The sequence below is a fragment of the Pseudoalteromonas sp. SR45-4 genome, from assembly GCF_014163535.1.
Classification (GTDB): Bacteria; Pseudomonadota; Gammaproteobacteria; order Enterobacterales; family Alteromonadaceae; genus Pseudoalteromonas; species Pseudoalteromonas nigrifaciens.
This window is the reverse complement of sequence record NZ_JACJDO010000013.1, coordinates 59,912-81,305: the sequence shown is the minus strand read 5'-3', so window position 1 is coordinate 81,305 and position 21,394 is coordinate 59,912. Positions and strand designations below refer to the sequence as shown.

General features: G+C 40.9%; 16 protein-coding genes. 12 read left to right on the top strand and 4 right to left on the bottom strand.

Features of this window, described 5'->3' with window-relative positions:
- Positions 1-322: 322 nt before the first annotated feature.
- From ilvG to H5058_RS07855, 8 genes are all read left to right on the top strand, one after another.
- A complete protein-coding gene (ilvG, locus tag H5058_RS07890) occupies positions 323-1,972 on the top strand; it encodes an acetolactate synthase 2 catalytic subunit (protein ID WP_182677578.1) in 1,650 nt (549 codons plus the stop codon).
- Positions 1,969-2,211 (top strand): acetolactate synthase 2 small subunit, encoded by a 243-nt coding sequence (gene ilvM / locus H5058_RS07885; RefSeq protein ID WP_058374304.1) that lies wholly within the window; start codon positions 1,969-1,971, stop codon positions 2,209-2,211. Before ilvG ends, ilvM begins: the two co-directional genes overlap by 4 nt.
- 99 nt (positions 2,212-2,310) lie before the next feature.
- Complete coding sequence (gene ilvD, locus H5058_RS07880) at positions 2,311-4,167, top strand: dihydroxy-acid dehydratase (protein ID WP_182677576.1); 1,857 nt, start codon at positions 2,311-2,313, stop codon at positions 4,165-4,167.
- Between the two features lie 2 nt (positions 4,168-4,169).
- Positions 4,170-5,723, top strand: a complete 1,554-nt coding sequence (gene ilvA, locus H5058_RS07875; protein ID WP_089368828.1) for a threonine ammonia-lyase, biosynthetic — start codon at positions 4,170-4,172, stop codon at positions 5,721-5,723.
- Positions 5,724-5,820: 97 nt separating this feature from the next.
- Positions 5,821-6,849 (top strand): ABC transporter substrate-binding protein, encoded by a 1,029-nt coding sequence (locus H5058_RS07870; protein ID WP_182677574.1) that lies wholly within the window; start codon positions 5,821-5,823, stop codon positions 6,847-6,849.
- Between the two features lie 61 nt (positions 6,850-6,910).
- Positions 6,911-8,095 carry a methyltransferase gene (locus H5058_RS07865; protein WP_182677571.1) on the top strand — a complete coding sequence of 395 codons (1,185 nt, stop codon included), beginning with the start codon at positions 6,911-6,913 and terminating at the stop codon, positions 8,093-8,095.
- A gap of 11 nt (positions 8,096-8,106) precedes the next feature.
- The gene (gene can / locus H5058_RS07860) at positions 8,107-8,766 is read left to right on the top strand and encodes a carbonate dehydratase (protein WP_086994736.1); all 660 of its coding nucleotides are present in this window, start codon (positions 8,107-8,109) and stop codon (positions 8,764-8,766) included.
- An 8-nt stretch (positions 8,767-8,774) separates the two neighbouring features.
- Positions 8,775-9,431, top strand: a complete 657-nt coding sequence (locus H5058_RS07855; RefSeq protein ID WP_182677570.1) for an NAD(P)H-binding protein — start codon at positions 8,775-8,777, stop codon at positions 9,429-9,431.
- Between the two features lie 241 nt (positions 9,432-9,672).
- Here the strand turns inward: H5058_RS07855 and H5058_RS07850 are convergent, their stop codons facing one another.
- Entirely contained in the window at positions 9,673-9,936 is a 264-nt protein-coding gene (locus H5058_RS07850; protein WP_086994730.1) for a ubiquinone biosynthesis accessory factor UbiK, read from the bottom strand.
- A 163-nt stretch (positions 9,937-10,099) separates the two neighbouring features.
- Here H5058_RS07850 and rep point away from each other — a divergent pair, with 163 nt between their 5' ends.
- A complete protein-coding gene (rep, locus tag H5058_RS07845) occupies positions 10,100-12,118 on the top strand; it encodes a DNA helicase Rep (RefSeq protein ID WP_086994727.1) in 2,019 nt (672 codons plus the stop codon).
- Positions 12,119-12,123: 5 nt separating this feature from the next.
- Here the strand turns inward: rep and H5058_RS07840 are convergent, their stop codons facing one another.
- The 3 genes from H5058_RS07840 to elbB all read right to left on the bottom strand — a co-directional run bounded on the left by H5058_RS07840 (position 12,124) and on the right by elbB (position 16,137).
- Positions 12,124-14,694, bottom strand: coding sequence for a diguanylate cyclase domain-containing protein (locus tag H5058_RS07840; RefSeq protein WP_182677568.1), 2,571 nt, complete (start codon positions 14,692-14,694; stop codon positions 12,124-12,126).
- 169 nt (positions 14,695-14,863) lie between these two features.
- Positions 14,864-15,259 (bottom strand): cytochrome c5 family protein, encoded by a 396-nt coding sequence (locus H5058_RS07835; protein ID WP_041454600.1) that lies wholly within the window; start codon positions 15,257-15,259, stop codon positions 14,864-14,866.
- Positions 15,260-15,489: 230 nt separating this feature from the next.
- A complete protein-coding gene (gene elbB, locus H5058_RS07830; protein ID WP_089368823.1) occupies positions 15,490-16,137 on the bottom strand; it encodes an isoprenoid biosynthesis glyoxalase ElbB in 648 nt (215 codons plus the stop codon).
- A gap of 872 nt (positions 16,138-17,009) precedes the next feature.
- On the opposite strand from elbB, the gene polA reads away from it, so the two are divergent.
- The 3 genes from polA to H5058_RS07815 all read left to right on the top strand — a co-directional run bounded on the left by polA (position 17,010) and on the right by H5058_RS07815 (position 21,317).
- Positions 17,010-19,745: a DNA polymerase I gene (gene polA, locus H5058_RS07825; protein ID WP_086994718.1), complete on the top strand. Its 2,736-nt coding sequence runs from the start codon at positions 17,010-17,012 to the stop codon at positions 19,743-19,745.
- 469 nt (positions 19,746-20,214) lie between these two features.
- A complete protein-coding gene (locus H5058_RS07820; protein WP_011329398.1) occupies positions 20,215-20,802 on the top strand; it encodes a YceI family protein in 588 nt (195 codons plus the stop codon).
- A complete protein-coding gene (locus tag H5058_RS07815; RefSeq protein WP_182677566.1) occupies positions 20,799-21,317 on the top strand; it encodes a DUF1285 domain-containing protein in 519 nt (172 codons plus the stop codon). The genes H5058_RS07820 and H5058_RS07815 overlap by 4 nt, the downstream gene beginning before the upstream one ends.
- Positions 21,318-21,394 lie beyond the last annotated feature (77 nt).

The window sequence follows — 21,394 nt, the reverse complement described above, 5'->3', positions numbered from 1 at the left end:
AACCACTTAAATTGCTTATTTGTCTTTTATTTGAATTGAATTTGATGTTGACTTAAAGGGCTCAGCACGGTATTAATATAAAAAGAGAGCAAAGGAATAACCTTTGCGATAATTTAACAACATTTGGTATTAATTACATGCTTGCAAACGCACTAAACCTAGTCCTGATTATTATCGTGGTGATTATTCCCGCGAGGGCTTCGTAGTGCTTTAAAAAACTTAAGCATTTAAAAGCCCTCCGCACTTAACCGTTCGGGGGGCTTTTTGGTTTTAGCGGCAAAATATGTGATTGAATTGTCACTGAGGAATGAGGGTTTTATTAATGACAGGCGCAGAATTAACAATAGATTTATTAGCCAAACACGGCGTAAAAGAAGTATTTGGCTACCCAGGCGGAGCTATTATGCCAATTTACGATGCCTTGTATGGCGCGCCAGTCAAGCACTACCTTACTCGGCATGAGCAAGGTGCAGGCTTTGCGGCAGTAGGTTTTGCTCGTAGTACGGGTAAATTAGGAGTGTGTTTTGCAACGTCAGGCCCTGGTGCCACTAACTTAATTACTGCTCTTGCCGATGCGATGATGGACTCAGTGCCATTATTAGCAATTACCGGGCAAGTGCCTACCGCAGCGATTGGTTCAGATGCCTTTCAGGAGGTAGATGTGTTAGGTATGTCGCTGTCGTGTACTAAGCACAGTTACATGGTAGAGCGAGCCGAAGACTTAGCCGAAATACTGCAAGAGGCCATGCACTTAGCGCAAAGCGGTCGCCCAGGGCCCGTACTCGTAGATATCCCAAAAGACATTCAAATGGCGCAAGTGCCATTTCAGCCTTGGCTAGCAGCAGACGAGTACTTACCAGAACTTGATTTAAAGCAAGTTGCTATTGCTAATCAACTGCTTAGTGAAGCTAAACAGCCGGTTGCTTATGTAGGTGGTGGAGTGCAATCAGCGGATGCACAAGCCCAGTTGATGCAGTTTTTAAATAAAACCCACATGCCAGCGGTTGCCACACTTAAAGCGCTGGGCAGTGTGTTACCCGATTACGAGTATTACTTAGGTATGCTAGGTATGCACGGCGGCCAAGCTGCTAACTTAGCGGTGCAAGAATGCGATGTACTAGTGTGTATTGGGGCGCGGTTTGATGACCGTGTTACCGGCAACTTAGCAAAGTTTGCTGCAAACGCTAAAGTAATTCATTTAGACATAGACGCCGCAGAAGTCGGTAAGCGTAAACCAGCAAAAGCTTCTTTAATTGCTGACTTAAAAACGTCCTTACCTGCATTAGAGTGCTTTGTAACTCCGCAAGCATGGTGCGATTATAACAAAGCAATGATGGTTAAATATGCATGGCGTTACGACTATCCGGGCGACAAGGTATTTGCACCCTATTTACTTAATCAACTTAGCCAACGTATGCCTAAAACGGGTGTCGTGTGCTGCGATGTAGGTCAGCACCAAATGTGGGTGGCCCAGCATATGAAATTTAATCATCCCAGTAATCACTTAAGTAGTGGTGGTGCAGGCACTATGGGCTTTGGTTTACCTGCGGCAATTGGTGCACAAGTAGCGCGCCCCGATGACTTTGTTATTACGGTATCTGGTGATGGCTCTATCATGATGAACATTCAAGAGTTGGCAACAATTCGTCGTAATAATTTACCAGTAAAAATACTTATTTTAGATAACCAACGCTTAGGTATGGTACGTCAATGGCAGGAACTGTTTTTTGAAGAGCGCTACTCAGAAACTGACCTTTCAGATAATCCAGACTTTGTGCAGCTAGCAGCGGTGTTTGGTATACCAGGGCAAACCATAACCCATGCTAATCAAGTTGACGATGCAATAACTGCACTGGTTAATAGTAAAGGTCCATACATAGTACATGCCTGTATTGATAATAAAGAAAATGTATGGCCGCTAGTACCACCAGGTGCAGCTAACGATGAAATGATGACGGGGAAAGCACAATGAAACATAGTTTAACAATCGCCTTAAAAAATCAAAGTATTGCTGTAGAGCGTTTTTTACGCGTAGTACGTCATCGTGGTTTTGACTTAACCCATTTTCAACTCAATATAGACGATGGCCAATACCATGTAACCATGACGGTAGACAGCGATAAGCCAATTCACTTATTAACCAGCCAGCTAAATAAGCTGGTGGACGTAAAAGCCGTTACTTTACAAAATTTACAGCAACAAGCGGTTTAAGTGTGCGCGCAGTAAACAATTGCAGAGTGGGTTAATAAACTTACTCAATAACTAAGAATGAGGAATGCTTGCTTATAAAGCAGCAAAACAGAGGTAACCATGGCAAAATTAAGAAGTGCAACAACAACCGAAGGTCGAAAACGTGCAGGTGCTCGTGCATTATGGCGTGCAACAGGAATGACAGATAGCGATTTCGGAAAGCCGATTATTGCGGTTGTAAACTCATTTACACAATTTGTACCTGGGCATGTGCACCTTAATCAGCTGAGCGAACTGATGGCTGAAACCATTACCCAAGCGGGTGGCGTGCCAAAAGAATTTAACACCATAGCGATAGATGATGGTATTGCTATGGGCCATGGTGGCATGTTGTATTCACTGCCATCACGCGACCTAATTGCCGACTCGGTTGAGTACATGGTTAATGGCCACTGCGCCGATGCGATGATTTGTATTTCAAACTGCGACAAAATTACCCCAGGAATGATGCTTGCAGCGTTGCGTTTAAATATTCCGGTTATATTTGTATCGGGTGGTCCGATGGAAGCCGGTAAAACTAAACTTGCTAATATCGATATTAAACTCGATTTGGTAGACGCCATGGTTAAAGGTGCAGATGAGTCGGTAAGTGATGCAGATTCAGAGCAAGTGGAGCGCTCAGCATGTCCTACATGTGGTTCGTGTTCAGGCATGTTTACTGCCAATTCTATGAACTGTTTACTTGAAGCCATTGGTTTAGCACTACCGGGTAACGGTACTACGCTAGCAACGCATAAAGACCGTAAACAATTATATGTTGAAGCGGGCGCACGCATTGTTGATTTGTGCCGCGAGTATTACCAAAAAGATAACCAAGAAGTATTGCCACGCGCGATTGCTAACAAAACAGCCTTTATGAACGCCATGGTAGTAGATATAGCCATGGGCGGCTCGTCAAATACGGTATTACATTTACTTGCTGCGGCGCAAGAGGCAGGTGTTGATTTTGATATGTCGCACATTGATGCACTATCTCGTAAAACGCCATTTTTATGTAAAGTAGCACCCGCTACGCCAGAATATCATATTGAAGATGTACACCGCGCTGGTGGCATGATGGCAATTGTACGTGAGTTGGGTAAAGCAGGCTTAGTTGATATGTCGGTAAATCATGTCGCTGGGTCAACAATGGCTGAGCTAGTTAAAAAGTGGGATGCAACAGACCCAACTAACGAAGCTGCTCACAAATTTTATCGTGCAGGCCCTGCGGGTATTCGCACTACTAAAGCAATGAGCCAAGAATGCCGTTGGGATGAGGGCGATAACGACCGCGAACATGGTTGTATTCGTAGTGTTGAACACGCTTTTCGTCAAGATGGTGGTTTAGCCGTACTGTCGGGCAATTTAGCGGTTGATGGCTGTGTTGTAAAGAGCGCGGGTGTAGTTGATGACATGCTACATTTTGAAGGTACTGCCGTGGTGTATGAGTCGCAAGATGATTCGGTAGAAGGTATTTTAAACGACGAAGTAAAAGCCGGCGATGTAGTGGTTATTCGTTATGAAGGGCCAAAAGGCGGGCCTGGAATGCAAGAAATGCTTTATCCAACCAGTTACTTAAAGTCAAAAGGCTTAGCAGAAAAATGTGCCTTGATCACTGATGGTCGTTTTTCTGGCGGCACATCAGGCTTATCAATTGGCCATGTATCACCAGAAGCGGCTAGTGGTGGTGCGATTGCCTACGTTGAAAACGGCGATAAAATAATTATTGATATTGCTACTCGCGAAATTACTTTAGCGCTTAGCGATGCAGAGCTCGAAGCTCGTAAACAAAAACAGCTAGCGCGTGGCAAGCAGGCTTATAAACCGCTTGATCGTCAGCGTTATGTATCATCTGCGCTTAAAGCATATGCGCTACTTGCTACCAGTGCCGATAAAGGTGCAGTGCGCGATTTAGCCAAACTAGAGGAGCTTAGTTAATTATGGTTTCTCAAGAACTCGATTATTTTCGTGCAATTATTCAAGCAAACATGGAGCCGCTGGCTAAAGTAACTGAGGTTAGCAAAATGGCCGAACTCAGTACTAAGCTGGGCAACCATGTGTGGCTAAAACGCGAAGACCAGCAGCCGGTGTACTCATTTAAATTACGTGGTGCATTTAATAAACTTAACAAGCTGCCTAAAGGCTCAGTAGTGATTACTGCATCTGCGGGAAATCATGCTCAAGGTGTGGCGCTGAGTGCCTCACATTTAGGGCATCAGGCAACTATAGTTATGCCAGTAACTACCCCAGAAATAAAAGTAAGTGCAGTGCGTGCACTTGGTGGTGAAGTAGTATTACATGGTCATCATTTTGATGCCGCTAAAGCCCATGCGCTAGAACTTACAGAGCAACTCAACGGTATATTTGTACCGCCATTTGACGACCCAGACGTAATTGTAGGGCAAGGCACAGTAGCCCGTGAGCTAATGCAGCAGTTAAACGAGCTTGATGCGGTATTTATTCCCGTTGGCGGCGGCGGTTTGCTTGCTGGTATGGCGGTATATATAAAATCACTGCGCCCTGATATTAAAGTAATAGGGGTAGAAGCCGACGAAAGTGCCTGCTTACAAGCCGCACTAAAAGCAGGTAAGCCAGTAGAGCTTGATAGAGTTGGTAGTTTTGCCGATGGTGTGGCGGTTAAAATTATTGGCACTGAAACGTTTAGATTAGCGCAAAAGTTTTGCGACGACGTAGTTACCGTAAGCAGCGATGAGATATGCGCCGCCATGCAAGATATTTTTGTATCTACGCGTGCCATTGCCGAGCCTTCAGGCGCGCTTGCCACTGCCGGGCTGAAAAAGTGGAGTCAGCAATCGGGGTTAAAAGGGCTGCATTTAGCTGCCGTGCTTTCAGGAGCTAATTTAAATTTTGATCGCTTACGTTATGTAGCAGAGCGCACCGCACTTGGCGAAAAAAACGAAGCGCTATTAGCCGTTACCATTAATGAAGAAAAAGGCAGTTTTAAACAATTTTGTGCCTCGTTAGGTGGGCGCGCTATTACCGAGTTTAATTATCGTTATGCAGGGCCCGGCGATGCGCAAATATTTGTAGGTATTGCGCTACGTCAAGGGTTACAAGAGCTAGAAGAGTTAAAGCGAGATCTAACCAATAACAATTATCAATTTTGCGACCTATCGGATAACGAACTCGCTAAGTTACATGTGCGTTATATGGTTGGAGGTAAAGCACCTGAGCAATTACATGAACGTTTATTACAGTTTGAGTTTCCTGAATACCCGGGCGCATTAGCACGCTTTTTAGATACCTTAGGCAGTAATTGGAATATTACTTTATTTCATTATCGTAATCATGGTGGCTCTACGGGGAATGTATTAGCAGGTTTTGCAATTGAACCAAGCCAATTTGATGTGTTTAATGAGCACTTAAATCGCTTAGGCTATAACGTACAAGATGAAACAAATAACCCGTGTTTTACCCAGTTTTTAACCTCGCAGCCTCAGGGCAAAAACGTCGATAAACTCGCTTCGGCATAACCCTCTTTATTAACAAGCACCTCGTTGAGGTGCTTGCTTTATCATGTTTTTTACATATTATTATCAATAAATAATAATATGCTTTGAGGGGAACTCGTTGCTAATTAAAGGACTAATCATTGTTTTAGGGCTTTTTTGTTGCCAGCTACAGGCGCAAGAACCGGTTACATTGCAATTAAAATGGACTCATCAATTTCAATTTGCCGGCTATTATATGGCCAAGCATAAAGGCTTTTATAAAGAGGTCGGGCTGGATGTAAATATACTCCCTGCCAAGTTAAGTATGCCCGACAGTTTTGATGCAGTAGCACAAGGTGAGGTGCAGTTTGGCATTGGTCATTCTGGTGTTTTACAGCAACGCATTGCCGGTAAACCTTTAGTGGCAATGGCTGCTATATTGCAGTTTTCCCCTTATTGCTGGATGGTTAAAGACAGCTCTGATATTTTTCATGCACGAGACTTTATTACTAAACGAGTCACTACCAGCGGTAAAAGAGAGAATACTGAGTTATTAATTATGCTCCAGCGCAGTGGCATTAATACCGACCGCTTAGCCCATTATGAAGGTGATAATCCGACCCGCGCATGGATTGACAATAAAGTAGATGCAATGCAAGTGTATGTAACCGACCTACCTTATTACATGGCGCAGCAAGGAATTGCCCACAGACTTATTTGTCCGCAAAGGTACGGTATGGATCTGTATGCCGATATTTTGTTTACTAGCCAAAGTATGCTTAAAAACCACCCGCAAACAGTAGAAAGCTTTTATCAGGCAAGTCTTAAAGGCTGGCGTTATGCAATGATGAATATGGATGAAGCGATAGCAGTAACTCAGCAATATGCACCGCATAAAAGCCCCCATCAGCTAGCTTATGAAGCCGAGGTATTAAAAGGCTATGTTACAGTACCCAGTACTCACCTAGGTAATATGTCGATGGCAAAGTGGCGCTTAATAGCTGATTTATATGGTGTTGAACAAAGTGATTTTGACAAAGTAAAAACTAGTTTTATATATAAGTATCAGGAGCCCGAAAGATTACAGCTTTCATGGATGTTACTGGCAGCAATTATTATCAGCATTATTTCTATCCCGCTGTATTTACGTTTAATCTTCAAAAAATAACCACTTAATGACAGTGGGCTGAGCTGCTATAATTAATTGTGTTTATTTATTTTAAGTTGATATGACCTTAGCTGAGCAGTTTTCTGCACTTGATTCTCTCCTTATGCGTAATCGCCAATATTGGCAATGTACGGCATTTGATTTTGATGCACTACCTTGGCCTGAGCTACAAGAGCCTTTAAATAATTTAACGGATGAAGAAGTTGCCCAATTAGATGGCAATGAAGAACAGTTATATCAATTTTTTGAGCCGCATATTGAGCAACTTGAACAGCTGGTAAATTTGTGTGAGTTACCAACAGCGAACTTAACGCGCAGTGACTATCCGTTTTGGCTTAGTAACGGTATAAAAGGGCGGAAGTTTCAGCAGCTGCAAGATTTTGTAGCGGCTTTACCCAGTAGTACCAAGCCTGTTTTAGAATGGTGCGCGGGTAAAGGACACCTCGGGCGTATGCTAGCGTTTAATGGTGCTAAAAGCGTGCACAGTATAGAGCTGCAACCGCAATTATGTGAGCAAGGGCAGCACAGTGCAAAGCAGCAAGGCTTAGCTATGCACTTTAGCCAAGCAGATGTATTGAAGGATGACATTACTGCTTTTTTTAAAGCCGATATGCACGCAGTCGCTTTACATGCTTGCGGCGGTTTACATCAAGCTTTTATGCAGCAGGCCAGTGTAGCTAAAGTCTCTAACATTAGTTTTTCTCCTTGTTGTTATCATTTATTTACCCCAGATAATTACCTAGCAATGAGTACGCTTGCACAACAAAGTCTCCTTAACTTAACTCATCGCGACTTAAAGCTCGCACTTCAAGAAATGGTCACCGCGCCTTCACGCATAGTTAAAGTGCGTAACACTGAAGTTGCATGGCGACTCGGGTTTGATGCCCTGCGAAAATCGATTACTAATGAGCAACATTACGTCAGTGTGCCGTCGGTTAACAAGGCGGTGTTTTCAGATTCATTTAAATCGTTTTGTGCATGGGCTGCAGACAAAAAGTCGTTAAAGTTGACACAAGAGATTGATTATAATAAGTTTTTACTTATTGGGCAGGACAAAATAAAAGTAACTGATCGTATTGAACTGGTTCGACATGTGTTCAGAAGAGCAATAGAAGTTTGGCTTGTGCTCGATCGTGCTTTATATTTACAGCAGCAAGGCTATCAAGTCAGTATTAAAACGTTTTGCGCAAAACAGTTAACACCGCGCAATATTTTGATCTTGGCAAATTACCCGTCTTCGAACTGAAAAGAGATGCAATGAGAAAGCTAAAAAATTTATTCGACAATAATAAACGTTGGGCAGATCGCACTAGTAAAGCGGATCCTGACTTTTTTAAAATACTATCAATGCAGCAAAATCCAGAGTACTTATGGATTGGTTGTTCCGACTCCCGCGTGCCAGCCAATCAAATTGTAGATTTACTCCCAGGTGAGCTATTTGTACATCGTAACGTAGCAAACGTAGTTGTACATACAGATCATAACTGTTTATCGGTAATGCAATATGCTGTTGAAGTATTAAAAGTTAAACATATTATGGTGGTGGGGCATTATGGTTGTGGTGGTGTACAAGCAGTACTAGATGAAGCCCGCTTTGGCTTTATTGATAATTGGCTGCGCCATGTTGGTGATGTAAAAGAGAAGCACCTAGAGCAATTAAATGCAGTGCCTGAAAAAGAGCGTTTAAGCCGTTTAATAGAGCTTAATGTAATTGAGCAGGTACGTAATGTAGCGCGTACTAATATAGTACAAGACGCATGGGCACGTGGACAAAGTTTATCGATTCATGGTTGGGTTTACGGCCTAGAAAATGGCCACCTACATGACCTAGAGTCAGTAGTAACTTGTGCATCAGAAGAAGCCGACACTTATAAAAAAGCCGTGCAACACGTGTTTTCAAAACTTGACCATGGATAATTAAAGCGATGACAAAAACGGCGGTAATTATAGGTGCAACAGGGTTAGTAGGAAATGAGTTATTAAAAAAGTTACTACAAAGCGCGTATTTTTCTAATGTAATTGCCTTAAGCCGTCGTGCGCTAAGCATACGTCATCCAAAACTCGTTAATCATATAATTGAGTTTGATGAGTTAACTCAATATGCTGCATTATTTAAAGGCGATGTGTTTTTTTCTTGTTTAGGTACTACTAAAAAGCAAGCCGGCTCAATTGCGGCGCAGCGAAGAGTTGATTTTGATTATCAATTTATTGCCGCGCAATTAGCCGCAAGTAATGGTGTGCAACATTACTGCTTGGTGTCATCAAGTGGTGCAAATGCGCACAGCACTAGCCCTTATTTAAAAATGAAGGGGCAACTAGAGCAGCAGGTTAAGCAACTGCCTTTTGCACGTATCAGTATTTTTCAGCCGTCGTTATTATTAGGTAACCGTAAGCGGTTTAGAGTGGCTGAGAAAATTGGCAGTGTTATTTTACCCATTATAACTCGTCTGCCACTTTTAAAACGCTATAAACCAATAACTGGGGAGCAAGTAGCGCAAAAAATGCTGGTTGTGAGTTGCGCGCAGCAGAGCAATTTAGCTTACTATGTACTTGATGAGCTATTTAACCTGAGCTCCGGATAATAAATCTATCTCAAGCAGCTATTTTCAGCGCTAACTGCGTTGAATTTACTTGCAATAGGCCAGCTATTGACGCATAAATTCGCCTTGTTTTCACTGAAAACTTCTGGCTAGAGAAAATAAATATAATTATAATTCAATATGTTAGTAAATTCCTTAACCAGAGTTCAAGTTATTTAATTAATTAGCACTATTACAAAACAAAAAAGCAGCCTTGGCTGCTTTTTTACTTTAAGCGTATATATTATTCAGCATTTGGCTGAGTGCTAAGTTGTTGCTCTAACAGTGCAACTTTAGCTTCAAGCTCAGTTAGCTTTTCGCGTGTACGGATCAGTACTTGGCTTTGTACATCAAATTCTTCACGACTTACAAAGTCCATCTCAGCAAGCTTGTTTTGTAAAACTTGTTTGGTTTTACCTTCGAGTGTATCGGCTAAGTTTTTTACGCCTTGTGGCATATTACTAGTGATTTGCTTTGCAATTTCTTCAAGTTTTGCTGGATTAATCATGTTCGTCCCTTGGCTGTTGCCCAGAATTTATAATAACTAATATTACCTTATAGCCAGTGTATTTAACACAGGTTGATCTTTATCGAATTAATTAGTGCAATTGCTATGCTCGCTGTAATGGTTACGTTAAAATTGCCCGTCTTTTTAAATCTCTTTGGTCGTTATGAAACTCAATCCTAAACAAGATGAAGCGGTAAAATATATTAGTGGGCCATGCTTAGTGCTTGCTGGAGCTGGCTCTGGTAAAACGCGTGTTATTACTAATAAAATCGCATATTTAGTGAAACAGTGTGAGTATAAAGCGCGTAATATTGCCGCGGTTACTTTTACCAATAAAGCTGCTAAAGAGATGCGTGAGCGTGTTTTGCAAACACTTGGCAAGCAAGATGCCAAAGGGCTTTGGGTATCTACATTTCATACGCTGGGTTTAGAAATTATCAAAAAAGAACTTAGTACACTGGGCTTTAAGCCGGGTTTTTCGCTATTTGACGATCAAGATACCAACCAGTTATTAAATGATTTAACCGAAGACGAACTTAAAAATGATAAAGACCTACTCAAGCTATTAAAAATGGCAATTGGTAGCTGGAAAAACGAATTAATTTTACCAGAACAAGCAATCCGCGAAGCGCAAGAGCCACAAAAAGCATTATTTGCACAGCTTTATGGTCGCTATCAAAACCAGTTACGTGCTTACAATGCACTAGATTTTGATGACTTAATAATGATCCCTACTTTGCTCCTTACTAATAATGCCACTTCACGGATGCGCTGGCAGCAACGCTTTAAATACTTGCTGGTGGATGAGTACCAAGATACCAATACCAGCCAATACCAACTTGTTAAGCTGTTAGTAGGTGAACGTGCCCGCTTTACTGTGGTAGGCGATGACGATCAATCGATATATTCATGGCGCGGTGCGCGTCCGCAAAACTTAGTGTTATTAAGTAAAGACTTCCCCGGGCTTAGACTTATTAAGCTGGAGCAAAACTACCGTAGTGCAGGGCGAATACTAAAAGCGGCTAATATATTAATTGCCAACAACCCGCACGACATTGAAAAAAAGCTGTTTAGTGAGCTCGGTTATGGTGAGCCAATAAAAGTAATTGGTTGTCGTGATGAAGAGCATGAGTCTGAGCGCGTAGTGGCTGAAATTATTTCGCATAAGTTTATGAAACGCACTAGCTACAAAGATTACGCTATTTTATATCGCGGTAATCACCAAGCGCGAGGCTTTGAAAAATCGTTAATGAGTAACCGTATTCCATACAAAATTAGCGGTGGTATGTCGTTTTTTTCGCGCTCAGAAATTAAAGATATTATGGCCTACTTACGGCTGCTGGTTAATCAAGATGATGACAATGCATTTTTACGAATAGTAAATACACCACGGCGCGAAATAGGCACGGTGACACTTGAAAAGCTGGGCACGCTCGCAAATGAAAAGCACATGAGTTTATTTGCTACCTGTTTTGATAATGACCTAGGTTATAGGCTAAAAGGGCGTGGTTTGAACGCACTTACTGGGTTTGCACGTTGGGTTGTGGAGCTATCAGACAACGCGGTGCGCGGTGATACCCTAGAAGCGGTTAAAGATTTAGTGCGTAACATTAACTACGAAGCGTATTTATACGAGTCATCACCTAGTGCCAAAGCGGCTGAAATGCGGATGAAAAACGTATCGGAGTTATATCGGTGGATCACCGACATGCTAACCGGCGACGCCGATAACGAGCCCATGACCTTGGCCGAAGTAGTGAGCAAACTTACATTACGCGATATGTTAGAGCGTAACGAAGAAGAAGATGAAGCCGACGCGGTGCAGTTATCAACCTTGCATGCATCAAAGGGACTAGAGTATCCGTACGTGTTTATGGTGGGTATGGAAGAGGGCTTGCTACCGCATCAGGTAAGTATTGATGAGGACAACGTAGATGAAGAGCGTCGCCTTGCGTATGTTGGGATCACCCGAGCTCAACAAGAGCTCACCTTAACTTATGCTAAAATACGTCGTCAATTTGGCGAAACATCACAAACAGAGCTCAGTCGTTTTGTACAAGAACTACCACAAGACGATTTAGCATTCGAGAATAAAAAAGCACCTAATAGCCAAGCCGAGCGAATGGAAAAAGGTCAGGCGCGTGTGGCTAATCTACGCGCTATGCTTAAAAAACCTGAATAAATTGGTTAACGTTGCAGTGATTCAGAGTGACTAATAGAGGGCTGCAAGCTACTGTTAAGTGCAGACTGTTTACCGATAAAAAATCCTAGACCGTGTTTATCTAATAGAGCTCTAAAATTTAATATAGCAGGGCCTTTTGCTATTACTTTAGTGTTTTTAATTTTAGTAATGGCAAGTACGCCCTGCAGTTGTAGGTCGTAGCTAGCTTGCTGCAAAATACGTTTACTAAATGTTGAGCTTAGTAGTAGGTAGTCAAAATCAATTTCGCTAAGTAAGTTAAGCTCGCATTTATCTTTAGCAAAATTATTTAACCCAATAGAGTAGCCGTTTAAAGATAATTGCTTTAAATTTTCAATTTGTGTTGCACTAGCATAACGAATTTCTTGCTCGTCAAAGAGTAAGCAAAGCTGTGTTTTGTTTTCGCATTGGCTCAAAGCATCAGTAAATAAATTAAACTCAGGATGGGCCAATAACAAACTAGAGCAAGGTAGTAAGCCGACGTTTAAGTTAGCGTTACTTGTTTGTGTGTATGCTTGTTGCAGTAGCTGAAGTTCAACATTAAGATGTTGCTCTTTATCGCAGGCAAACTTTTTTAGAATATCAAAACTGGTATAGCCCAATATAGGGTGCTCGCCAAATGCCTCTAGCAATGACTCAGACTGGCAATTTTCATCAAGAGTAATGATCTCAGAACTTCTAAAATTCATTGGTAGCTGTTCAAGGTAATGCAGTACTGGTGATTGCTGCTCTGGTATTGCTTGCGTTAATAGCGGGTGGAATAGCTCATAGCGGTTTCTACCTGAGTTTTTAGCGTAGTACATAGCGGCATCGGCATCACGAATTATTTCATCCGTATTTTTATAGCTTTGGTTAGAGTAAGTTATACCAATACTTGCACCACTTTGCAGTGACGAGCCTTTAAAACAAAATGGTTCTGCCATTAAGTTAATGATTCTATTAGCAACATCTTCAGCTTGTTGAGGCTCGGTTAAATGAGTCAATAAAATTACAAACTCATCCCCCCCTAAGCGCGCTAATAAGTCGTGCTCGCGAATACACTGCGAAAATAGCTTACTCACGCTAATTAAAAACTGATCCCCGGCATGATGGCCAAGTTGGTCGTTAATACTTTTAAACTTATCTAAATCAATAAATAATACGGCAAAGTGTTGCTCTACAAAGCGATGATATTCTTGCAGGGTTTTTTCAAGTTGAGTTAAAAATAAGCTTCGGTTAGCTAAACCGGTCAGCGAGTCGTGATGCGCGTCGTGATAAAGCTGCTGCTCTATTTTTTTTCGCTCATCAATTTGCATTTGTAAATGTAGGTTAGCTTGGCGTAACTCTTTAGTTTTTTCGTCAACTCGAAACTCAAGCTCCTGATGACTCTTTTTAAGTGCGATATTAGCTAATTTTGTTTGTAATACTGTAGCAATTTGATGGGATACAAAGGTGATGAGTTCGCAATCATCTTGGCTAAAAATATGTTTATTGTTATACGCTTGGCAAACAATTAAACCAATAACACCTTGTGATGTTTTTAATGGTGCGCCAAGCCAACTAGTAGCCATTTGCTTTTCAGGCACAGGTGAAGTGCGTTGTACTGTGCCATCTTGTATAAGCGCTTTTGCTCTATCGGGATGTATAAGCTGAGTTTCTTCGGTGCTAATTACCAGCTCACTATAGCCTTTAGAAAAACGCCTTGATTGAGGGTTCTTTTTAAATTCATCTACGTAATAAGGAAAGCTTAGCCAGCCAGAATCTTTGTTATAAAGTGCAATATAAAGGTTATCAGCATAGGTTATCGACTTTATAATTTCATGCAGTTGTAAATATACATCATCAATATTTTTAGCTTGTGTTGCCAGCTCCGATATTTTAAATAAAATTTGCTGGCGTTGTAGGGCTCGTTTACGTTGTTCGACTTCAAGGTTAAGCGCTGCGTTACTTTGTGTAAGTGCTTGGGTGCGAATTTTAACTTCGGCTTCGAGTTGCTCGCGCTTTTTTACTCGCTCTATTGCGGTAGCTAAGTACAGCGACATAACCTCTAGTAATTGTATTTGTTGAGGGCTGTATCCTTGCTCTGTGTCGTAACTTTGTGCTGCAAGTACGCCTATAATGCTTTTTTCTTGAAATACAGGCACGCCAATCCAGTGCTCAGCAGGCGTACCTAAAGCTTTAAATAAACCATTATTAGCAGCATCTTGCATTTGTTGCTTAGTAAAGTAGGTTGTTTTACCTTGTTTAAATACATAACCAGTTGCACCTTCGTTAAAACTATTATGCTGATTAAGGGCAATAGCAAGACCATCTTTTTCGTCTGAAAAATAAGAAAGTTCTAATAAGTTTGTGTGTCTGTTGGAAAGTACAACATAAAAACTTTTGCTTGGTACGTACTTTTGCAAAATATCGTGTATAGCGGGATAGAGTAAGGTAAGTTCTGCAACCGTGCTGGCTTGCTCTGATAATAGGATCAGGGCATTTTGTAGATGATGTGCATGCTTGTACTTTTTCAGTAGCGCTTTAAGACGTTTATTTTGATGCGCTAAGTTACTAGGTACTGTTAATTTATCTTCCAATGATGTTAACCAGCTGTGTTTTTATTGTATACTAATTGCGCTTATAATTTCATTTTTAACTATTAGCGTCAAGTATATATTCGTTAAAATAGCGGTTAAAAGTAGATAAAAAGCATTAAAAAAGGCTTACCTTAGGTAAACCTTTTTATTTATTGATTTTAGTAGGCTTTTACTTAGTTGTCATAAAGTTAATTGCGGCACTAATTTCGTCTTCAGAACAATCCATACAAGTACCTTTTGGCGGCATTGCATTAAAACCATTCAGTGCGTGATCGAGTAATACATCATTACCTTTAGCAAGGCGAGGTGACCAATCATCAGCCGATTTAGGTGCGCCTAACGCACCAGTACCGTGACACGCAAAACATGAAGCTTGATATACTTGCTCGCCAGAACGTGGGCCAGTAGGGGCTGCAGGAGCGGCCACTTTGTCACCCTCAAGGTATACAGCACCAATCGGTGCGAGACGTTTTTTGATTGCATCGGCAGTCATAGAGTTATCATATGGCTGTGCGTATGCGGTGGTTGCTAGCATTAGTAATGCTGCAGCTGATAGTTTTTTCATTTTGCCTTGCCCACTTCAATTTGAACGTGATCAATCACGATTGTAAATGACGGAATTTAAAACAATTATAACTCCCCTAAGCAATTTATAAAATGCTAAGAGTAGATTTTATTGATTAAATCGACTAAAGATTGCGTTAACTCAATAAAAACAGCAGTTTACTAAATGGTTAAACAGAGTAACTGTTATTCTAAGTTACAAAAATCTAAATAGATCATATTGATCAAAAATCAGCTTAGTGCGAGCACTTCACTCACCAGTTTAGCTATTCCAGCATCGGCATCGAGTATAGATTGTGCCAGCATATAGGCTGGTGTTGTTACTAGCTTGTACTGCTGATCTACAACAATATCATCTACTGCGCAGGTGACATGCTGAGCACCTAGGGTGTTAAGTGCATTAGCTGTGTCACTATCATTACCTATAGTTAGGTGTGCTTGCTGATAAATAAAAGGAATTAAATTAGGAGCAATACACATATAGCCCGCTGCTTTATTGGTATTGGCAAACGCTTTACAGGCATGTAACACGTCAGCATTAATACTTGCCTGTGGCCCTTTTATAGCAAAGTCAGATAGATTTTTTGCAGCACCAAAACCACCCGGTACAATTAAAGCGTCAAACTGTGTAACGTCCAGCTCAGTAATCGCTTTTACTTCGCCGCGAGCAATACGCGCTGCTTCTACAAGTACATTACGATTATCGGTGGTTTCTTCACCAGTGAGGTGATTAATGGTGTGATGCTGCGCTATATCGGGTGCAAAGCATTGATAACTTGCACCATTTTTTGCTATGTGTAATAAAGTCAAAACGGCTTCATTAATTTCACTACCATCATAAACGCCACAACCGGCTAAAATTACTGCAACTTTTTTCATTTTTTATCTGCTCCGTTTAAGTCGGCAAACTAAAATTTAGTTCGATAGATTAGGGTCTGTTAACCTTTGCGGATTAAAATTTGTTCAAACTAGGAGCGATTTGATCGCGGCGCGAGGTTTGTAACCTAGTAGGCTCGATAACTGCTCCTGCGTTATTCTACTGGCTTACATCTATGTGTAAATAAGTAAAAACAGAGCAAAGCTTTTGCATCCTGCTCATGCCCCTAACAAAGAGTTAATCGCCCCTAGACAGAACCCTTCGGGCAGCGCATGTTTGGTATTAATGCTGCGTTATCGCCTATTTATGGGGAATAACCACACCACATAGGCTCTGCCTTGTCTAAATACCAAACACACTGCTGCAAACTCAATCTTGAAAGATCAACAGACCTTCAAGTTTAACATGGCAAAAATAATCTGTTTGAAAAATTATTTGTATAGTTACTGTTCGCTAAGCGAGTGATCATAGGGTATATGCCATTTGGTGATCAACCACAGTGAAAAAAATTATAAAGGATCGCTATGATCTTTGATCCATTATGCTAGAATGCTCGTCCAGTTATTTAAATGGATGCAAATAATGGCAATGACTAACAGCGGATGTAACGCTTAAAACTTTTTTCCACATTGGTAAAAAAATAATAAAAAAAGAACCTCGTATTATCTTTTTTAGTAAAAACAACCAGTTAACTTTATTTCTAAGCGTTTTTTAATGCTTTGGAAGAATGGTCTGTGGCTGTTATCTACAAAGTTATCCACAGTTTGTTCTGAATTAATCAACATCAGTAGTATTAATTCGCAGTCGTTTTATTCACTGCCTTATGGCATGCTTATAATTATCTTACTTTTTGTATTTAGGATCCAAATTCACCATGGCTCAGATCCCCGAAAACCCACTTATTTTAGTTGATGGCTCTTCATATTTATTTCGTGCTTATCATTCACCGCCACATTTAACTAACTCAAAAGGTGAAGCGACCGGAGCGATATATGGTGTGATCAACATGCTAAAAAGTTTGATCAGACAATATGATCCCTCGCATATGGTGGTTATATTTGACGCTAAAGGCAAAACCTTTAGAAATGACATGTATAGCGAATATAAAGCGAACCGTCCGCCAATGCCAGATGACTTACGCACGCAAATAGCGCCAATCCACCGTATTATTAAGGCAATGGGTTTTCCGCTTATTAGCATTGAAGGTGTTGAAGCCGACGATGTAATTGGTACGTTTGCGCGCATAGCTTCAGAGCAAAAGCGCCACGTACTGGTTTCTACCGGCGATAAAGATATGGCGCAGTTGGTAAATGAACATGTAACGCTTATAAACACCATGACCGACAGTATCTCGGATCCTGTTACTGTAGTTGAAAAGTTTGGTGTGGGCCCAGAACTTATTATCGATTATTTAGCTTTAATGGGCGATAAAGTAGATAACATTCCAGGGGTAGAAGGGTGTGGTCCTAAAACTGCGGTTAAGTGGTTAGAAAAATACGGATCGCTACAGGGCGTTATGGATAATGCCAGCGAGATCAAAGGTAAAATAGGAGAGAAGTTAGCAGCTGCGCTAGATCATCTGCCTTTAAGCTATCAACTTGCCACTATTAAGTGTGATGTTGAGGTTGAGTCGGATCTTGATACCTTTAAGTTACAAGAGCCCAATAAAGATGAGCTAATTGCGCTTTATGGTGAATGTGAATTTCGTCGTTGGTTAGCTGAGTTACTCGATAACCCTAAAGATACCGAAACACACTTAGCTGTTCCCACTGAGGCTAACGAAGTACCAAAAGTAGCAGAGGCACAATACGAAACTATTTTAACCGAGAGCCAGTTTGATGCATTAATAGAGCAGCTAAATGATGCTGAGCTATTTGCCTTTGATACAGAAACAACCAGCCTTGATTACATGCAAGCACAGTTAGTAGGTATGAGCTTTGCGGTAAAAGCCGGTGAAGCTGCTTATTTACCCGTTGCTCACGACTATCCGGGTGCACCTGAGCAACTAAGCCTTGAGTTTGTAATGCAAAAATTAGGACCTATTCTAGCCGATGCCAAAAAAGCTAAGGTAGGGCAAAACCTTAAATACGATAAAAGCGTATTAGCAAATGCGGGTTATGAATTAAACGGTATTAAGTTTGATACCATGCTTGAATCGTATGTGCTTAACAGTGTGGGTACGCGCCATGATATGGATTCACTGGCACTTAAATTTTTAGGCCATAAAAATATCAGCTTTGAAGATATTGCTGGTAAAGGTAAAAAGCAACTTACTTTTAATCAAGTAGAGCTAGATAAAGCCGGCCCCTATGCCGCTGAAGATGCAGATATTACGCTGCGTTTACACCAAGTTTTATGGCCAAAATTAGCCGCTGACGAAAAACTAAAATCAGTATTCGAAGATATAGAAATGCCACTGGTTAATGTTATTTCTGATATTGAACGCACTGGTGTAGCAATAGACAGCAAAATGCTTGCTGCGCACAGCCAACGCTTAGGCGAGCGTTTATTGGAGCTGGAAAAAGAAGCGTATGAAATAGCGGGTGAACCATTTAATTTAAGTTCTCCAAAACAACTACAAGTATTGTTGTTTGAAAAACTGGAACTGCCAATAATTAAAAAAACGCCTAAAGGCGCGCCTTCTACCGCAGAAGAAGTATTACAAGAATTAGCGCACGACTATCCACTGCCTAAAGTAATTATTGAGCACCGTGGTTTATCAAAGCTTAAATCAACCTATACCGACAAATTACCGTTAATGGTTAACGAGAAAACGCAGCGTGTGCATACCTCGTATCATCAAGCCGTAACGGCAACTGGGCGTTTAAGTTCAACCGATCCTAATTTACAAAATATTCCAATTCGCTCAGAAGAAGGGCGTCGTATTCGTGAAGCGTTTATAGCGGCCGATGGCTATAAAATTGTCGCTGCCGATTATAGCCAAATTGAGCTACGTATAATGGCGCATCTTTCACAAGATAAAGGTTTATTAAGTGCGTTCGCTAATGGTTTAGACGTGCACAGTGCCACTGCAGCAGAAGTATTTGGTGTAAGTTTAGAAGAAGTGACCAGCGATATGCGTCGTAAAGCTAAAGCGGTTAACTTTGGCTTAATTTATGGCATGTCGGCATTTGGTTTAGCACGCCAGCTGGATGTGCCACGCCATGAAGCGCAGCATTATATTGATAAATATTTTGAGCGTTTCCCAGGTGTTTTAGAGTATATGGAAACAACGCGTGAAAAGGCCGCTGAAAGCGGTTATGTAGAGACTATTTTTGGACGCCGTTTATATTTACCAGAAATAAAAGCCCAAAATGGTGCACGAAGAAAAGGAGCTGAGCGCGCAGCAATCAATGCGCCAATGCAAGGCACTGCTGCCGATATCATTAAAAAGGCAATGTTAAGTGTACACAGTTGGGTATACGAGCAAGCTCCCAATACCGTTAAGCTATTAATGCAAGTACACGATGAGTTGGTATTTGAAATTAAAACAGACTGTGTTGATGCTTACACAAAGCATATTTGCGAACTAATGTCGCAAGCGGCTACTCTTGATGTACCACTTATAGTTGAAGCTGATGAAGGCGACAACTGGGAACAGGCTCACTAAGTTTATATAATAAAATGACAAAAAAGTGCCTAAGGGCACTTTTTTTATGTCAGTTTAAAAATATTAATTACTTAAATAAATAGCCGCATTAGTTACGTAAAAGTTAACTAAAGAAAAGACCGATGTTAAATCATAAGGTGTTGGCAAATATACACAAATTATCTAGAATTTTATTGTACTAGTGCGCTGGCTTTTGTTAAAGTCGCGCCGTCCTCATCCTGTAGGACATCCTGTTGATGATGCATCTGCGAAGATGCAATTATTCATAGCTTCTCCCCAGTTTGCTATACCGGCCTATCATATATTTGATGGGCCGTTTTTTATTCCTAACCTTAATTATTCCCCATTTATTATTCTATAATTACACTTAATCCTTTAGGTGATACCATCATAAGCTCATAAAAAGTACTTTCTATTCATTTGTGGTTCTAATGAATGGGGTATTGTTCATTTATAGAAGGAATTCGTCATGTTTAAAGCATTAGCTATTGCAGGTTTGTCGTTATCAAGTTTAGTTATTTCTAATATCGCTCAGGCCGATTGGCAGTTAGTAAACGATAAAAGCCAATTAAGCTTTGTTTCTATCAAAAAAAATAGTATTGCTGAAGCAAATCACTTTACTAATATTGAAGGCAAGTTATCAGATAAAGGTGAGTTTAGTGTAAATGTAGACTTAACCTCGGCAGAAACACTGATCCCCATTCGTAATGAGCGTTTAACAAAATTATTATTTGAAGCCGATACATTTGCAAATGCCATATTAACCGCAGATCTAGCATCGCAGCTCAGCAGTATTAAAAAACCTGGCCAGTATGTGCTTAAAGGGATTAATGCGGAACTTGATTTTCATGGTAATAAAAAGCCGCTTACTATAGATGTGCTGGTTAGCAGTGCAGAAAATGGTGATTTAAGTGTGTCTTCTTTCAGTCCTATTATTATTAATAGTAATGATTTTGCAATTACAGAGGGCATTATGGAATTACAAAAATTAGCGGGTTTACCGTCAATTGCGACTGCCGTACCTGTTACTTTTGCACTGACATTTAAAAAGCAGTGATTTCCCTTAGCCAACTAAGCAAGCAATTAAGCGAGCCAAACAAACCTTTTGATAGTTGGCAACCAACCCACTGTGGATCATTGCCAATGGTTATTAACGACCAAGGGCAATGGTTTTATGCTGGCAGTGAAATAACACGCCCGGCTATGGTAAAGCTGTTTGCCTCGGTATTGTGTAAAGAGGGTGAGCAGTTTTATTTAAAAACGCCAGTCGAAAAAATAGCCATCACGGTTGAAGACGCCCCCTTTATTATTGTTGCCTGGCGATTTGAAAATACCGAGCAAGGACAAGTGCTTTGTTGTATAGATAACCTAGACAGACAATGGCTCATCAGTGCTGAGCAACCTATATATATACAAGACTACAAAGATGCAGCCGTGCCTTATATACAACTCCCTTATGGGTGCTGTGCACGCGTGGCAAGAAGTGTATTTTATCAATGGGCAGAAATAGCCCAGACAGACAAACAGGGTTATTTTATAACATCTGCCGGGGAGCCGTTTTATTTATCCTAAACTCGAGTAATAGCGGATAATAATGGCTTAGGTTTGTAATGCGTGCGTGGCAAGAAGTGTATGCTATTAATGCAATG

What these genes read in the sequence shown, in the direction of transcription:
- ilvG (WP_182677578.1), top strand. Translation starts at nt 323, where the DNA reads ATGACAGGCGCAGAATTAACAATAGATTTATTAGCCAAACACGGCGTA.
- ilvM (WP_058374304.1), top strand. Translation starts at nt 1,969, where the DNA reads ATGAAACATAGTTTAACAATCGCCTTAAAAAATCAAAGTATTGCTGTA.
- ilvD (WP_182677576.1), top strand. Translation starts at nt 2,311, where the DNA reads ATGGCAAAATTAAGAAGTGCAACAACAACCGAAGGTCGAAAACGTGCA.
- ilvA (WP_089368828.1), top strand. Translation starts at nt 4,170, where the DNA reads ATGGTTTCTCAAGAACTCGATTATTTTCGTGCAATTATTCAAGCAAAC.
- H5058_RS07865 (WP_182677571.1), top strand. Translation starts at nt 6,911, where the DNA reads ATGACCTTAGCTGAGCAGTTTTCTGCACTTGATTCTCTCCTTATGCGT.
- can (WP_086994736.1), top strand. Translation starts at nt 8,107, where the DNA reads ATGAGAAAGCTAAAAAATTTATTCGACAATAATAAACGTTGGGCAGAT.
- H5058_RS07855 (WP_182677570.1), top strand. Translation starts at nt 8,775, where the DNA reads ATGACAAAAACGGCGGTAATTATAGGTGCAACAGGGTTAGTAGGAAAT.
- H5058_RS07850 (WP_086994730.1), bottom strand. Translation starts at nt 9,936, where the DNA reads ATGATTAATCCAGCAAAACTTGAAGAAATTGCAAAGCAAATCACTAGT.
- rep (WP_086994727.1), top strand. Translation starts at nt 10,100, where the DNA reads ATGAAACTCAATCCTAAACAAGATGAAGCGGTAAAATATATTAGTGGG.
- H5058_RS07835 (WP_041454600.1), bottom strand. Translation starts at nt 15,259, where the DNA reads ATGAAAAAACTATCAGCTGCAGCATTACTAATGCTAGCAACCACCGCA.
- elbB (WP_089368823.1), bottom strand. Translation starts at nt 16,137, where the DNA reads ATGAAAAAAGTTGCAGTAATTTTAGCCGGTTGTGGCGTTTATGATGGT.
- polA (WP_086994718.1), top strand. Translation starts at nt 17,010, where the DNA reads ATGGCTCAGATCCCCGAAAACCCACTTATTTTAGTTGATGGCTCTTCA.
- H5058_RS07820 (WP_011329398.1), top strand. Translation starts at nt 20,215, where the DNA reads ATGTTTAAAGCATTAGCTATTGCAGGTTTGTCGTTATCAAGTTTAGTT.